This is a genomic window from Stenotrophomonas sp. (genome assembly GCF_035634915.1).
Lineage (GTDB): Bacteria > Pseudomonadota > Gammaproteobacteria > Xanthomonadales > Xanthomonadaceae > Stenotrophomonas.
This window is the reverse complement of sequence record NZ_DASQCB010000010.1, coordinates 85903-100444: the sequence shown is the minus strand read 5'-3', so window position 1 is coordinate 100444 and position 14542 is coordinate 85903. Positions and strand designations below refer to the sequence as shown.

The 14542-nt window shown below is 66.6% G+C and carries 15 protein-coding genes and 1 pseudogene; 11 read left to right on the top strand and 5 right to left on the bottom strand.

The genetic code is table 11. The features are described 5' to 3' along the window. Nucleotides 1-15: 15 nt before the first annotated feature. The 5 genes from VER16_RS08300 to VER16_RS08280 all read left to right on the top strand — a co-directional run bounded on the left by VER16_RS08300 (nucleotide 16) and on the right by VER16_RS08280 (nucleotide 3995). Nucleotides 16-240, top strand: coding sequence for an AbrB/MazE/SpoVT family DNA-binding domain-containing protein (locus tag VER16_RS08300; RefSeq protein WP_324807083.1), 225 nt, complete (start codon nucleotides 16-18; stop codon nucleotides 238-240). Between the two features lie 6 nt (nucleotides 241-246). Next, nucleotides 247-645 carry a type II toxin-antitoxin system VapC family toxin gene (locus VER16_RS08295; RefSeq protein WP_108765065.1) on the top strand — a complete coding sequence of 133 codons (399 nt, stop codon included), beginning with the start codon at nucleotides 247-249 and terminating at the stop codon, nucleotides 643-645. Nucleotides 646-688: 43 nt separating this feature from the next. Beyond that, nucleotides 689-3280, top strand: coding sequence for a bifunctional aconitate hydratase 2/2-methylisocitrate dehydratase (gene acnB, locus VER16_RS08290; RefSeq protein WP_324807082.1), 2592 nt, complete (start codon nucleotides 689-691; stop codon nucleotides 3278-3280). 188 nt (nucleotides 3281-3468) lie between these two features. Beyond that, nucleotides 3469-3747: a hypothetical protein gene (locus VER16_RS08285; protein WP_324807080.1), complete on the top strand. Its 279-nt coding sequence runs from the start codon at nucleotides 3469-3471 to the stop codon at nucleotides 3745-3747. Continuing rightward, a complete protein-coding gene (locus tag VER16_RS08280; protein WP_324807078.1) occupies nucleotides 3705-3995 on the top strand; it encodes a hypothetical protein in 291 nt (96 codons plus the stop codon). Before VER16_RS08285 ends, VER16_RS08280 begins: the two co-directional genes overlap by 43 nt. 23 nt (nucleotides 3996-4018) lie before the next feature. Here the strand turns inward: VER16_RS08280 and VER16_RS08275 are convergent. Both VER16_RS08275 and VER16_RS08270 read right to left on the bottom strand, forming a co-directional pair. Next, a pseudogene (locus VER16_RS08275) lies at nucleotides 4019-4177 on the bottom strand (chemotaxis protein CheB); the annotation flags it as partial. An 11-nt stretch (nucleotides 4178-4188) separates the two neighbouring features. After that, a complete protein-coding gene (locus VER16_RS08270) occupies nucleotides 4189-5436 on the bottom strand; it encodes a LysR family transcriptional regulator (RefSeq protein ID WP_324807076.1) in 1248 nt (415 codons plus the stop codon). Nucleotides 5437-5536: 100 nt separating this feature from the next. Between VER16_RS08270 and VER16_RS08265 the strand changes: the two genes are divergently transcribed. The 6 genes from VER16_RS08265 to VER16_RS08240 all read left to right on the top strand — a co-directional run bounded on the left by VER16_RS08265 (nucleotide 5537) and on the right by VER16_RS08240 (nucleotide 11920). Then, on the top strand, nucleotides 5537-6208 hold the full coding sequence (locus VER16_RS08265; protein ID WP_324807074.1) for a 4-carboxy-4-hydroxy-2-oxoadipate aldolase/oxaloacetate decarboxylase: 672 nt from the start codon (nucleotides 5537-5539) through the stop codon (nucleotides 6206-6208). Next, nucleotides 6201-7256 carry a 4-oxalomesaconate tautomerase gene (locus VER16_RS08260; protein WP_324807072.1) on the top strand — a complete coding sequence of 352 codons (1056 nt, stop codon included), beginning with the start codon at nucleotides 6201-6203 and terminating at the stop codon, nucleotides 7254-7256. The genes VER16_RS08265 and VER16_RS08260 overlap by 8 nt, the downstream gene beginning before the upstream one ends. A 43-nt stretch (nucleotides 7257-7299) precedes the next feature. Beyond that, a complete protein-coding gene (gene dctA, locus VER16_RS08255) occupies nucleotides 7300-8613 on the top strand; it encodes a C4-dicarboxylate transporter DctA (RefSeq protein ID WP_324807071.1) in 1314 nt (437 codons plus the stop codon). Nucleotides 8614-8700: 87 nt separating this feature from the next. Next, a complete protein-coding gene (locus VER16_RS08250) occupies nucleotides 8701-9984 on the top strand; it encodes a carbohydrate porin (protein WP_324807070.1) in 1284 nt (427 codons plus the stop codon). Between the two features lie 23 nt (nucleotides 9985-10007). Continuing rightward, nucleotides 10008-11030: an amidohydrolase family protein gene (locus VER16_RS08245; RefSeq protein WP_324807067.1), complete on the top strand. Its 1023-nt coding sequence runs from the start codon at nucleotides 10008-10010 to the stop codon at nucleotides 11028-11030. Continuing rightward, the gene (locus tag VER16_RS08240) at nucleotides 11030-11920 is read left to right on the top strand and encodes an amidohydrolase family protein (RefSeq protein WP_324807065.1); all 891 of its coding nucleotides are present in this window, start codon (nucleotides 11030-11032) and stop codon (nucleotides 11918-11920) included. Before VER16_RS08245 ends, VER16_RS08240 begins: the two co-directional genes overlap by 1 nt. A gap of 74 nt (nucleotides 11921-11994) precedes the next feature. On the opposite strand, the gene VER16_RS08235 is transcribed toward VER16_RS08240, so the two are convergent. From VER16_RS08235 to VER16_RS08225, 3 genes are read right to left on the bottom strand one after another with little or no spacing between them, the layout of a single operon-like run. Further along, entirely contained in the window at nucleotides 11995-13068 is a 1074-nt protein-coding gene (locus tag VER16_RS08235) for a chemotaxis response regulator protein-glutamate methylesterase (protein WP_324807063.1), read from the bottom strand. Continuing rightward, entirely contained in the window at nucleotides 13065-13661 is a 597-nt protein-coding gene (gene cheD, locus VER16_RS08230; RefSeq protein WP_324807061.1) for a chemoreceptor glutamine deamidase CheD, read from the bottom strand. Before cheD ends, VER16_RS08235 begins: the two co-directional genes overlap by 4 nt. Then, nucleotides 13658-14527, bottom strand: coding sequence for a CheR family methyltransferase (locus VER16_RS08225; protein WP_324807059.1), 870 nt, complete (start codon nucleotides 14525-14527; stop codon nucleotides 13658-13660). The genes cheD and VER16_RS08225 overlap by 4 nt, the downstream gene beginning before the upstream one ends. Between the last annotated feature and the right edge of the window lie 15 nt (nucleotides 14528-14542).

Sequence of the window (14542 nt, the reverse complement as noted above, 5' to 3'; positions counted from 1 at the left end):
GAAGAGGGCCTACCCATGGAAGCCACTGTTGCAGAGCGCGGACAGATCACCCTGCCCAAGGCAGTACGTGATGCGCTGGGCCTGACCAAGGGCACCCAGCTGAAGGTCGAGCTGGACGGCAGCCGCATCATTCTGCGCAAGAGTGTTGACGATGCCATTTCACGGGCGCGCGGCAAGTTCGCGCTCGATGGCTTTGATTCGGCCCAGGCCGCCGTGCGCGCCGTGCGCGACGAGGAATAAGCCGTGATGATCGCCGTCGATTCCCCGGTGCTGGTCGAACTGCTGAGCAATGGCCCGCAGGCCGATGCAGTGGAGGCCTGCCTGCGGCAGAGCCTGGTCGGCGGCCGCGTGGTGGTCTGCGGCGCAACCCTGGCCGAAGTCTGCGCCTCGCTGCGCGGCGGCGCCGAGGTGCTTGAAGCGCTGGAAGAAATGGGCGTGCACTTCAATGCGCTGGAGGCCAAGTCGGCCCTGCGCGCCGGCGAGATGCACCGCCGCCACCGCCAGCGCAGCGGCGGCCGCCGCAGCCTGGACGATTTCATGGTCGGTGCCCATGCACTGCTGCAGTGCGATGGCCTGATTACCTGGAACGACACGTTTTACCGCGACTACTTCAAGGGCCTGAAGCTGATCGTGCCGCAAGCCTGAGCCCATCTTGTTTTTTCAACCTACGCATTACCCGGGAGTTGTCATGTTGGAAGCCTACCGCCACCACGTCGCCGAGCGCGCTGCGCTTGGCATCCCGCCGCTGCCGCTGAGCGCGCAGCAGACGGCCGATGTCATCGAACTGCTGAAGAACCCGCCGCAGGGCGAGGCCGAGTTCCTGCTCGACCTGCTGACCCACCGCGTGCCGGCCGGCGTCGACGATGCTGCCAAAGTCAAAGCCTCGTACCTGGCGGCCATCGCCCTGGGCAGCGAGCAGAACCCGCTGATCAGCCGCGAGCGCGCCACCGAACTGCTGGGCACCATGCTCGGCGGTTACAACGTCGCCCCGCTGGTGCAGCTGCTGGACGATGCCAGCATCGGTACCATCGCCGCTGACGGCCTGAAGAAGACCCTGCTGGTCTTCGATGCCTTCCATGACGTGCAGGAAAAGGCCAAGGCAGGCAACGCCAACGCCCAGGCCGTGCTGCAGAGCTGGGCCGATGCCGAGTGGTTCACCAGCAACCCGGAAGTGCCGCAGAGCCTGACCGTCACCGTGTTCAAGGTGCCGGGCGAGACCAACACCGACGATCTGTCGCCGGCCCCGGACGCGACCACCCGCCCCGACATTCCGATGCACGCCTTGGCGATGCTGAAGAACAAGCGCGACGATGCGGCGTTCACCCCGGAAGAAGACGGCAAGCGCGGTCCGATCCAGCAGATCCTCGACCTGAAGGACAAGGGCCACCTGGTTGCCTACGTGGGCGACGTGGTCGGTACCGGTTCCTCGCGCAAATCGGCCACCAACAGCGTGCTGTGGTGGACCGGCGATGACATTCCGTTCATCCCGAACAAGCGCGCCGGCGGCGTCTGCCTGGGCGGCAAGATCGCCCCGATCTTCTACAACACCATGGAAGATGCCGGTGCGCTGCCGATCGAGCTGGACGTCTCGCAGATGGACCACGGCGATGTGATCGAACTGCGCCCGTACGACGGCAAGGCACTGAAGAACGGCGAAGTGATCGCCGAGTTCGAAGTGAAGAGCGACGTGCTGTTCGACGAAGTGCGCGCCGGTGGCCGCATTCCGCTGATCATCGGCCGCGGCCTGACCGGCAAGGCGCGTGAAGCGCTGGGCCTGGCCCCGACCGATCTGTTCCGCCTGCCGGTGCAGCCGGCCGACAACGGCAAGGGCTTCTCGCTGGCGCAGAAGATGGTTGGCCGTGCCTGTGGCCTGCCGGAAGGCCAGGGCATGCGCCCGGGCACCTACTGCGAACCGAAGATGACCTCGGTCGGCTCGCAGGACACCACCGGCCCGATGACCCGCGACGAGCTGAAGGACCTGGCCTGCCTGGGCTTCTCGGCCGACCTGGTGATGCAGTCGTTCTGCCACACCGCCGCGTACCCGAAGCCGGTGGACGTGAAGACCCACCACACCCTGCCGGAGTTCATCTCCACCCGTGGCGGCGTTTCGCTGCGCCCGGGCGATGGCGTGATCCACAGCTGGCTCAACCGCATGCTGCTGCCGGACACCGTCGGTACCGGTGGTGACTCGCACACCCGTTTCCCGGTGGGTATTTCGTTCCCGGCCGGCTCGGGCCTGGTGGCCTTCGCCGCTGCCACCGGCGTCATGCCGCTGGACATGCCCGAATCGGTGCTGGTGCGCTTCAAGGGCCAGATGCAGCCCGGCGTGACCCTGCGTGACCTGGTCAACGCGATTCCGCTGTACGCCATCAAGTCGGGCCTGCTGACCGTGGCCAAGGCCGGCAAGAAGAACATCTTCTCCGGTCGCATCCTGGAAATCGAAGGCCTGCCGGAGCTGAAGGTCGAACAGGCGTTCGAACTGTCCGACGCCTCGGCCGAGCGTTCGGCGGCCGGTTGCTCGGTGCGCCTGAACAAGGAACCGATCATCGAGTACCTGACCAGCAACATCACCCTGCTGAAGTGGATGATTGCCGAGGGTTACCAGGATCCGCGTTCGCTGCAGCGCCGTATCGAGAAGATGGAAGCCTGGCTGGCCAACCCGGAGCTGCTGGAGCCGGATGCCGACGCCGAGTACGCCGCCGTCATCGAGATCGACCTGGCCGACATCCACGAGCCGATCGTGGCCTGCCCGAACGACCCGGACGACGTGAAGACGCTGTCCGAAGTGGCCGGCGCCAAGATCGACGAAGTGTTCATCGGTTCGTGCATGACCAATATCGGTCACTTCCGTGCCGCTGCGAAGCTGCTGGAAGGCAAGCGCGACCTGCCGACCCGCCTGTGGGTGGCCCCGCCGACCAAGATGGACGCTTCGGAGCTGACCAAGGAAGGCGTGTACGGCACCTTCGGCGCCACCGGCGCACGCATGGAAATGCCGGGCTGCTCGCTGTGCATGGGCAACCAGGCGCAGATCCGCGAAGGCTCCACCGCGATGTCGACCTCGACCCGCAACTTCCCGAACCGTCTGGGCCGCAACACCAACGTGTACCTGGGTTCGGCCGAACTGGCCGCGATCTGCTCGCGTCTGGGTCGCATCCCGACCAAGGAAGAGTACATGGCCGATGTGGGCGTGATCGCCCAGAGCGGTGCGGAGATCTACCGCTACATGAACTTCGACCAGATCGAGGAATACCAGGACGTGGCCAGGACGGTCGCGGCCTGAGGGTAGTGCCGGCCGCTGGCCGGCAGTGCGTTGAAGCGAAGAACCCCCGGTGTGAACCGGGGGTTTTTTCTGGCCGATCCACTTTGTGCTGGGGATTGGACCGGTGAGACGGAATGTCGTACGCCGGGCAGGGCGGCAAGTAGCATTGACCGTGGTCGGGACTGCCGACGAGGCTGCTGGAGCTGCACATGAACGCTGTGTTGACGGAGAAGGCAAAGACGACCACCACCCCGCTGCAGAACTATCTGGCTGCTCTCAAGGCAGCAGGAGGGCTTTCACTCAACCTCAGCGTCATCGCCGTGGGAACCGACAGCAGCGCCTATTCCGGCGCAGATCAGTTGTGTACGGGAGTGATGTCACTGGTCAAGGCATCGGTCGATGGGAAGGTGGTGCCCAATTGCCTGTCCTGGGGCCTGGAAGGTGAGTGGACCCAGGACAAGAAAACACATGGATTGACGCTGCGCTGAACCTTGGGAGCGGTGCACTGCCCCCGGAGTGCTGTTACGTCTTCCACACCAAGATCAACAAGGCACTCAATGCGGCCAAGAAAAACGGGGCTGTGGATGTTGCGGTATTCGACAGCAAGTTCGTGCAGTTCAACGGCAACGTGGATGGGCCCAGCTACAAGGAGGTGAAAAGAATCCTCGAGGCTGGATTCGTCGTCATTGACCTGAGTATGCATGGGGGGGTGAAGCTCAAGAAGAAAGCGCCATGATCCGCAAGCGCGAAACGCATGACCAGCTCCAGCAGGCGCCAGGCAATCCGTTCCAGCAGCACCTGTTCCTCGGCCGCACCCAGTTTGAACGCTGAACCGGGCATTCCCCAGACCACGCTGGTGGCCTCGTTCACCATCACCATCGGCGCTCCGGCCTGACGCTCTTCCAGCAGGCTGCTTGCAGCGCTCTGCCTCAGCGGTAGCGGAACGGCCAGGCGTCCGGCCCATCGCCGCTGCGCTCGGCGCAGACGTCGCGGAAGGTCTGCAGGAAAGCCTGCTGCGGCCGGGTGGGGTGCCAGTCGGCGCGGGTGGTCAGGCCGATGCGGCGACGCAGTGCGCGGCCGGCCAGGCCCAGATCGGCCAGCAGGCCGGCCTGGCGTTCGATCAGGAACTGGTCCCGCGACATCAGGGTCAGCCAGTCGTCCTCCAGCAGCAGGCCGCGGGTGATGACCAGCGAGCCACACTCGATGCGCAGCACGGGTGGCTCATGGCCGTTGTCGCGGAACATCTTTTCCCAGCGTGCCCGCACCGGTGCGCCGGTGGTGGGGATCACCCAGGGGTAATCCAGCAGCTGCTCGAAGCGCCACGGCTGCTGCGCGGCCAAGGGATGATCGGCGCGACCGACGATGACCGGGTCATCGTCGAACAGGCCTTCCTGCACAACGTCAGGCACCGCACTGAGATCGCGCATGGCACCGACCAGCAGGTCCAGGCTGCCTTCGCGCAGGTCAGACAACAATTCCGAGAAGGGGCCCTCCACCACGTTCACCGTGGCGGCCGGCCACGCACGCGCGAAGCGTGCCAGCGCCTGCGGCAGCAACAGGGCACGCGCCAGCGGCATCACCCCGATGGCCAGGCGGCCGCCGTGCTGGTCGCGGGTCGCGGCCAGTTCATCCAGCCCGGTGGCCAGCTCGGACAGGGCCAGCCGCACCCAGCGCAGCAGGCGGGTGGCGGCAGGGGTGGCCAGCAGGGCCTTGCCACGCCGCTGCAGCAGCGGCACTTCGATCACCGCTTCCAGTTCGCGTACGGCACGGTGCATCGCCGGCTGCGAAACCCCGGCGCGCGCTGCGGCAAGCGTGAAGCTGCCCGCGCTGTCCACCGCGTTGAGGGCGCGCAGCTGGCTGAGTGTCAGTCGCCGCTCGATGCTTGCCAGTGCAGGCAGGCGCGCGGCGCGGCGGGCTGCGCGCACGCCACGGGCGAGGTAGGCGAGGGCGCGTTCGATGCGAGGTGCCAGCAGGCGCGTGGCCTCGGTCGCCACCATGCCACCGGGTTGGCGGTCGAACAGCGGCGCATCCAGCTGCCGTTCCAGCCGTGCGATGGCCTGGGTGAGGGCGGGCTGGGACAGATTGATGTGGGGCGCCGCGGCACTGATGCCCCCGTGCGCGTGCACGGCCACCAGGGCGTGCAGGTGTTTCAGGTTCAGTTCGGCAAGCGCTTCCATGGCACAACTATAACCATATTGAATGGGGCGCACGAAAAACGATCTTGAGGGGCGGTAGGGCGCGGAACAGACTGCGCCATCGCCAACGAAGGATGGATGGATGTCCCGCGTCATCACCCGCATCGAGCGCGCCGCACCGGCGCTGATCCAGTCACTGGCTGAAGCCGGCGTGGCCACCGTGCACGAGGCGCAGGGCCGCAGCGGCCTGCTGCACCCGCGCCTGCGCCCGATCTACAGCGGCGCGCGCATTGCCGGTAGTGCGGTCACCGTGTCGGTGCCGCCGGGCGACAACTGGATGATGCACGTGGCCATCGAGCAGCTCGGCGAGGGCGACATCCTGGTGGTGGCACCGACCAGCGACTGCACCGATGGCTACTTCGGCGATCTGCTGGCGACCTCGGCGCAGGCCCGCGGCTGCCGCGGCCTGGTCATCGACGCGGGTGTGCGCGATGTGCGCGAGCTGACCGCGATGGGCTTCCCGGTGTGGAGCCGGGCGGTGCACGCGCAGGGTACGGTGAAGGAGACCCTGGGTTCGGTGAACGTGCCCCTGGTCTGTGGCGGTGCCCTGGTCAATGCGGGCGACGTGGTGATTGCCGACGACGACGGCGTCTGCATCGTGCCGCGCGCCGATGTCGCGCGGGTGGCCGCCGAAGCGCAGGCGCGCGAGGCACGCGAGGCCGACAAGCGCGAGCGCCTCGCCCGGGGTGAGCTTGGCCTGGACATCTATGCGATGCGCGAGCGCCTGGCTGCCAAGGGCCTGCGCTATGAGTAAGGGCGTGCGCGCGATGTGGATGCGTGGCGGCACGTCCAAGGGCGGATTCTTCCTCGCCCAGGACCTGCCCGCCGACGCGGCCGCGCGTGACGCGTTCCTGCTGCGTGCCTACGGTTCGCCGGACGTGCGCCAGATCGACGGCATGGGCGGCGGCGACCCGCTGACCTCCAAGGTCGCGGTCATCTCGCCCTCGCAGCGCGGGGACGCCGATGTCGATTACCTGTTCCTGCAGGTCTTCGTCGACCAGGCGCTGGTAAGCGATGCGCAGAACTGCGGCAACATGCTGGCCGGCGTCGGACCGTTCGCGATCGAGCGTGGCCTGGTGGCGGCGGGCGATGGGGTGACCGAGGTGCGCATCTTCATGGCCAACACCGGCACCCTGGCCACGGCCAGCGTGCAGACGCCGGGTGGGCAGGTGAGCTATGCCGGTGAGGCGCGCATCGATGGCGTGCCGGGCAGTGCCGCACCGGTACCGCTGGCGTTCGAGGACACCGCCGGTTCCAGCTGCGGCGCGCTGTTGCCGACCGGCAACGCGGTGGACCAGATTGACGGTGTGCCGATGACCCTGATCGACAACGGCATGCCCTGCGTGGTGCTGCGGGCCTCCGATCTGGGCATCAGCGGGCATGAGGACCGCGCCACGCTGGATGCCGACGACGCACTGAAAGCGCGGCTGGAGGCGATCCGCCTGCAGGCGGGGCCGAAGATGAACCTGGGCGAGGTGGCGGAAAAGTCGGTGCCCAAGATGATGCTGGTGGCCGCACCGGCTGACGGCGGCGCGATCTGCGTGCGCTCGTTCATCCCGCACCGCTGTCATGCCTCCATCGGCGTGCTGGGGGCGGTGACCGTGGCCACGGCCTGCCTGTTACCGAAATCACCAGCCCATGCCCTGGCCCGCCTGCCGGGTGGGCAGGTGCAGACGCTGGCGGTGGAGCACCCCAGCGGGGCCACCACCTGCGTGATTGAACTGGACGAGGACGGCCAGGTGGCCCGCACGGCCATGCTGCGCACCGCACGGAAGCTGTTCGACGGCGAACTGTTCGACTGAACAGGCACCGCCTTTCTATTCTCTGCGACCTGGGAGGGTTGTTATGACCGTGGTAGGGAAGCGGCCGGGCCGCTTTGGAATCTTTGGCCAGTTGTGGTTCCAGGTGTTGGCCGGCACCGTGATCGGCGTTCTGCTGGGCTGGCTGCAGCCGGACCTGGGCTCGGCGATGAAGCCGCTCGGTGATGGCTTCATCAAGCTGATCCGGATGATGATCGGACCGGTCATCTTCGTCACCGTGGTGCACGGCATTGCCGGCATGCGTGACATGCGCAGCGTGGGCCGCCTGGCGCTGAAGTCGCTGATCTACTTCGAGGTGATCACCATCCTCGCCCTGGTCGTCGGCCTGGTGGCGGTGGATCTGTGGCAGCCCGGTGCGGGCATGAACATCGATGCGGCGACCATCGACATGGCCAGCATCCAGGGCTATGTACACACGGCGCATGACCAGTCGATCGTGGCCTACATCATGGCCATCATCCCCAATACCCTGGTCAGCGCCTTCACCGAGGCCCATGTGCTGCAGGTGCTGTTCGTGGCCGTGCTGTTCGGCGTGGCGCTGGCTGCCATCGGCGAGCGCGGCAAGCCAGTGATGGATGTGATCGAGAGTGCCTCCGGCGCGCTGTTCAAGATCATCGGCTACATCATGTACGTGGCACCCATCGGTGCATTCGGTGCGATCGCCTTCACCGTGGGCCAGTTCGGTGCGGCCTCGCTGCTGTCGCTGGGCGAGCTGATCATCGAATTCTTCGTGGTCTGCGGCCTGTTCACCGTGCTGGTGCTGGGCACCGTGTGCTGGTGGACCGGTGCCAGCCTGTGGCGCCTGCTGGGCTATCTGCGCGATGAGATCATCATCGTGGCGGCGACCACCTCCACCGAAACCGTGCTGCCGCGCCTGATCGAGAAAATGAAGAAGCTGGGCTGCGAGGAAGGCGTGGTCGGTTTCGTGATTCCCGCCGGCTACTCGTTCAACCTTGATGGCACCTGCCTGTATCTGACCACGGTCGCGATTTTCCTGGCCCAGGCCACCAATACCGAGCTGACCGTGTGGCACCAGCTCGGCCTGATCGCCGTGCTGCTGCTGACCTCCAAAGGTGCTGCGGGCGTGGCCGGTGCGGCGTTCGTGGTACTGGCGGCGACCCTCGGCACCACCGGCACCATTCCGGTGGCCAGCATTGCCTTGATTCTGGGCATCCACCGCATCCTGGCCGAAGGGCTGACGTTCGTGAACCTGATCGGCAATGCGATTGCCGTGCTGGTGATTGCCAAGTGGGAAGGCAAGCTGGACGAGAAGACGATGGCGGCGCAGATCGGTACCCGCCGCACCCGCCAGCGTCTGCTCGGCGCGCAGCCTGCCTGAGCGGTGGCCTGAATCCTGACGGCCGCCGCGCGTGGCCTCCATTGAATGCATCACCCTGGCGCCGGCGGCGCCGGGAAGGGAGAGAACATGTCGCAGTTCCTGCGTACCCCGCTGTACCTGCTGCTTGCCAGCGTTCTGGCAGCGCCCGCTTTCGCCGCTGAACACAGCGTGCCCGAGGGCATCGACCTGACCCTGGACCTGGTCGGCAACGTGGCCCACAACCCGGTCGGCGGTGTCGAACAGGGCACCGAAGGCTCGTACTGGGTGATGGCCCAGTCGAAGTTCGACCTGGACAAGCTGTTCGGCGTGCACGGCACCGATGTGGACGCACAGTGGGCCTGGTTTGCCGGGCGCAACCTGGCGCGCGAGAAGATCGGCAATTCGATCAGCGCGCAGCAGACCTGGCGGCCCGTGGCCGGCGGCCGCCTGACCCGGCTGACGATCCGTCACCGTTTCGACAACGGCCTGAGCATCACTGCCGGCCGCGCGCCGGTGAACAGCTATTTCAACAACTCGCCGCTCAACTGCGTGTTCATGAGCAATGCGATGTGCCTGACGCCTTACGGTGCGATCACCGATCTGGGCATCACCGCTTATCCGAATTCGTCCTGGGCCGGCATCGTCCGCTATGACGTCGATGATCGCTGGTACGCACAGGCCGGTGTGTTCGACTACAACAACGACCTGAACAAGGCCGGCAAGAATGGTCTGGACTTCTCTGTGGGCGAGGGCACCGGCACCATCAGTGCCTACGAAGTGGGTTACCAGACCAGTTTCGCCAACGACCGGCTGCCGCGGACGTACCGTGTGGGCATGTATCGCAACAGCGACGGTGGCAGGAGCCCGTACTTCGATGCCAACGGCAACTCGGCCGCGCTGAGCGGCAAGCCGACGGCTGCACAGGACGGCGCGCGCATGGGCTGGTATGCCATGGGCGACCAGACGGTCTGGCGTGGCCAGGGCAAACGCAACCTGGCCGTGTTCGGGCGTGTGTACGTCAATACCGGCAACGAGGCGCCGGTCGATCACTTCGTGTCGGCCGGCTTCGTCAAGACCGGCACCTTTGCGGGCCGCGACCAGGACACCCTGGCCCTGTTCGTCTCCAACACGCATTTCAGCGATCAGCAGATCGACTTCCTGCGTGACCGTCGCAGCCGCTACGGCGGAACGGGCGCACCCCATGCCGATGAAATCATCGCTGAGTTGAGCTACGGCTGGGCGGTGAAGAAGGGGATCCGCCTGATGCCGAACCTGCAGTACGTCATCAACCCCGACCCGATCTACGCGCCCACGCGTACCACCAACATCCCCGATGCGCTGATTGTCGGCCTGCGCGTGGATGTGCACTTCGCCCAGCTGTTCGGCTGGTGATCCATCGCCCCAGGAGATCCCCCATGATCATCGATTGCCACGGCCACTACACCACGGCCCCTGCGGGCCACGATGCCTTCCGCAAGGCGCAGGTGGCCCACTTCAACGACCGCTCGCTGCCGGCGGCGGTCTATCCCGTAATCAGCGACGATGAGCTGCGCGACAGCGTGGAAGCCAACCAGCTGCGCCTGCTGCGCGAGCGCGGTGCGGACATGACCATCTTCTCGCCGCGTGCCAGCACCATGGCGCACCACATCGGCGATGAGCAGGTCAGCGCCGAATGGACGCGCCACTGCAACGACCTGATCGCGCGCGTGGTGCAGCTGTACCCGGATCAGTTCATCGGGGTCTGCCAGTTGCCGCAGTCGCCGGGTGTGCCGATTTCGCATTCGGTGGCCGAGCTGGAGCGCTGCGTGAACGAACTGGGCTTCGTCGGCTGCAACCTCAACCCTGACCCCTCCGGTGGTCATTGGGACGGCCTGCCGCTGACCGATCGGTCCTGGTACCCGTTCTTCGAGAAGATGGTCGAACTGGATGTGCCGGCCATGGTGCACGTGTCGGGCAGCTGCAATACGAACTTCCACGCCACCGGCGCCCACTACCTGAATGCTGATACCACCGCCTTCATGCAGTTCCTGCAGGGCGATCTGTTCCGTGATTTCCCGGAGCTGCGTTTCATCATCCCGCATGGCGGCGGCGCGGTGCCGTACCATTGGGGGCGCTTCCGGGGCCTGGCGGACATGCTGGGCAAGCCGCCGCTGGCCGAGCATGTGATGAAGAACGTCTACTTCGATACCTGCGTGTACCATCAGCCCGGCATCGACCTGCTGTTCGAGGTGATCGACATCGACAACATCCTGTTCGGTTCGGAAATGGTGGGTGCGGTGCGTGGCATCGATCCGCAGACCGGCCACTTCTTCGATGACACCCGCCGCTACGTCGATGCGTTGCCGCTGTCCGAGGCTGACCGCTGCAAGGTGTTCGAAGGCAACGCACGCCGCGTCTACCCGCGGCTGGATGCCCAGCTGAAGGCGAGGGGGCTGTAATGGCCGCGTTCCAGAAGGATGCCGACTGGCTGGACTACTGTGCCGAGCCGAGCCGCCCGCGGTTCGTGCCGCCGCCGGGCGCAGTGGACGCGCACTGCCATGTGTTCGGTCCGGGCGAGGTGTTCCCGTACGCGCCCGAGCGCAAGTACACGCCCTGCGACGCGGGCAAGGCAGAGCTGTTCGCGCTGCGTGACTTTCTCGGGTTCAGCCGCAACGTGATCGTGCAGGCGACCTGCCACGGTGCCGACAACCGCGCCCTGGTCGATGCGCTGCAGGCCAGCGGCGACCTGGCCCGTGGCGTGGCTACCGTGCGTGACACGGTGAGCGACGAGGAGCTGCAGCAGCTGCATGCGGCCGGTGTGCGCGGCGTGCGCTTCAACTTCGTGCGCCGCCTGGTCGACCCCAAGCCGGATGCCTACTACCACGCGATCATCGACCGTATCGCGCCGCTGGGCTGGCACGTGGTGGTCTACTTTGAAGCGGCCGATCTGGCTGAGCGCTGGAAATTCTTCACCTCGCTGCCGACCACCGTGGTGGTGGACCACATGGGCCGGCCGGATGTCAGCCAGCCGGTGGAGGGGCCGGAGTTCCAGCGCTTCGTGCAGTTGATGGCCGAGCACGGCAACGTGTGGAGCAAGGTCAGCTGCCCCGAGCGCCTGTCGCGGGTGGGGCCGCCCGGGTATGCCGACGTGGTGCCGTTCGCCCGGCACCTGGTGGAGCGGTTCCCGGATCGTGTGCTGTGGGGCACCGATTGGCCGCACCCGAACATGAAGGATCACATGCCCGATGACGGGCATCTGGTGGATGTGATTCCGCATATCGCGCCGACGCCTGGGTTGCAGCAGAAGCTGCTGGTGGACAACCCGATGCGGTTGTATTGGGGCGTGTAGAGCCGAGCCCATGCTCGGCTCCGCAGAGGCATCCACGCATGGCGTGGATCTACTGGATGCGCGAACCCTCGCGATCAACCGCGTGCCAGCGCCAGCAATCGTTCGGCGATCCGCTCCAGCGGCACTTGTTCCTCTGCCGCGCCCAGCTTGAACGCCGAACCTGGCATGCCCCAGACCACGCTGGTGGCCTCGTCCTGCACCAGGGTCGGCGCGCCGGCCTGGCGCATTTCCAGCAGGCCGCGTGCGCCGTCGTCGCCCATGCCGGTAAGGATGGCGCCGATGGCATTGCCACCCGCAGCCTGCGCCACCGAACGGAACAGCACATCCACCGCCGGCTTGTGCCGGTTCACCGCCGGGCCGTCATCAACACGGCAGCGCCAGCGCGCACCGTCGCGGATGATGCGCAGGTGCTTGCCGCCCGGCGGCAGGTAGGCGTGCCCCGGCAGCACGGCTTCGCCATCACTGGCTTCGCGCACCGCCATCGCCGAGTGGCGGTCCAGGCGTTCGGCGAAGGCCGTGCTGAAGCTGGCGGGCAGGTGCTGGGTCATCACCACCGCCGGGGCGTCGGCCGGCAGGCCTTCCAGCACCACGCGCAGTGCCTCGGTGCCGCCGGCTGACGAGCCGATGGCAATGAGCCGATCGGTGGTGCGGAACTGTGGCGCAGCGGGGCGAAGCGACGGGCTGGTATCGAGGATGAGCTTGGGTGCCGTGGTACGCATCAACGGCCGCACGCGCGAGCGCGCGGCCATCTTCACCTTGGCGATGATTTCCTCGGCGTAGCCCTGCAGCCCGCGGGCGACGTCCAGCTTGGGCTTGGAGACGAAGTCGACCGCGCCCAACGCCAGTGCCTGCAGCGTGGTATCCGCGCCGCGCTCAGTCAGTGAGGAAATCATCACCACCGGCAGTGGGTGCAGGCGCATCAGGTTTTCCAGGAACGCCAGGCCGTCCATGCGCGGCATTTCCACGTCCAGCGTGATCACGTCCGGGGCGAGGCGCTTGATCTTCTCCCGCGCCAGCAACGGGTCGGCGGCGGTGCCGACCACGTCGATGCCCGGATCGCTGGACAGGATCTCGGTGAGCATCTGCCGCACGACGGCAGAGTCGTCGACGATCAGCACCCGGCAGGGGGCGTTGCCGGGGACGTTCATTCGAACAACTCCACGCCGCCGGTGACCGGGGCCTTGGACAGGCGGGCCCGCACGGCCGATTCGGTGGCAGCCACTTCGGCTTCGTGCGCATGCGGCAGGCGCTGCACCACCACGCGCCCACTGTCGGCGAAGAACCAGATCTTGCGCGGGTGGATGCCGCACAGGTCTTCGGCAATGATGGGGATATGCTCGGCCTGCAGGTACTGGCGCACGAACTCGGCGTTGCGCGTGCCCACCGGATTGCTGGTGAAGCCCTTGAGCACGTTGGCGCCGCCGAACACCTTGGCTTCGATGCGCTTGCGATGCGCGCCGCGCTTGAGCATGTCGTTGATCAGCAGTTCCATGGCGTAGCTGCCGTAACGCGCCGGTGCTCCATCGCCGGCATTGCCTTCGGGCAGCAGGAAATGGTTCATGCCGCCGATCTTCAGCACCGGGTCGCGCAGGCAGGCGGCCACGCAGGAGCCCAGCGTGGTGGTCAGCGCGGTGGTGTCATCGACTACCAGGTACTGGGTCGGCAGCAGCTTGGCGGCGACGGTCTTGAAGCGCGCATCCTGGTAGCGCATCACCTCGTCGGTGCGCAGCGAGGCATTCATGCGCCGGCCCCCTGCGCCCGGCGGTACAGGGTGCGGCCGCAGGGCTGGATCAGGTCGGCGGCGTGCAGGTAGTTCTCCGAATGGCCGGTGTACAGCAGGCCATCTTCATTGAGGTGGTGCACCAGGCGGCCGAGGATGGCGCGCTGGGTGGGCTTGTCGAAATAGATCATCACGTTGCGGCAGAACAGTGCATCGAACGGGCCGCCGACGTCGTAGCGCGGGGCCAGCAGGTTCAGCGGGCGGAAGTCGATCAGCTCGCGCAGCGCGGGCAGCACGCGGCACTGGCCCTCGTTGGGGCCGCTGCCACGCTGGAAGTAGCGGCGTCGCAGGTCCGGGTCCAGGTTGCTGACGCGGTCGATGTTGTAGACGCCGCGGCTGGCGGTGGCCAGCACCTGGGTGTCCACGTCGGTGGCGACGATGCGCACGGGCGGCTTCAGCGTACCGAAGGCCTCGCAGGCGGTGATGGCCATGGAGTAGGGCTCTTCACCGGTGGACGCGGCACACGACCACAGCAGCAGCGGGCTGCGGCCGGAGCGCTGCTGCAGTTCCTCGCGCAGCTTGTCGAAGTGGTGCGGTTCGCGGAAGAAGGAGGTCAGGTTGGTGGTCAGGGCATTGGTGAAAGCCTGCCATTCATCGCCGCCCTCCTGTTCCAGATGGTCCAGGTACTGCTGGAAACTGCGCATGCCCAGCGTACGCAGGCGGCGCGACAGGCGGCCGTACACCATGTCGCGCTTTGCGGGCGCGAGCGCAATGCCCACGCGCTGGTAGATCAGATCGCAGACGCGGCGGAAATCACGGTCGGCGAACTCGAATTCGCGGGGGGCGGTGACGATGGGAGTGGGACTTTGCACGGGGGACAGGTCCATCGGCGGGGACGGCGG